Below are 416 nucleotides of genomic sequence, written 5' to 3' on the forward strand. Positions count from 1 at the left end.
ACTCATACCAGTGCGGCCTCGACCTGCCCGCGCTCGAAGTAGGCGACGAGATCGGGATCCAGCGGCGGGATCTCGATCGCGGAGCCGTCACCCCGCAGCGACGCGGTGGCGAGGATGCCGGCGGCGACGGCCTCGCGGGCCGCGACGGGCGACGTCTCGGTGAGTCCGCCGTGGCGCACGAAGCGCAGGAACTCCGCGACGAGCAGGGCGTCCGCACCGTCGTGCCCCGCGTCGGGCACCTCCGGGACGATGAAGGTCTCGTCGGCCGCCGCCGCTCCGGCATGACGCCGGTTCCACAGCTTGACCTCACTGCCGGCCACGTCGCCGAAGTTCTCGATGCGGCCCTCGGTGCCGATCACGGTGTAGTTGCGCCAGTAGTCGGGCGTGAAATGGCACTGCTGGTACGACGCGAAGAT

1 pseudogene is annotated in these 416 nt (G+C 70.4%); it reads right to left on the bottom strand.

The features are described 5' to 3' along the window. Nucleotides 1-2: 2 nt before the first annotated feature. Nucleotides 3-416 (bottom strand): annotated as a pseudogene (locus L687_RS30020) (gfo/Idh/MocA family oxidoreductase); the annotation flags it as partial.

This window comes from Microbacterium maritypicum MF109 (assembly GCF_000455825.1).
Lineage (GTDB): Bacteria > Actinomycetota > Actinomycetes > Actinomycetales > Microbacteriaceae > Microbacterium > Microbacterium maritypicum_A.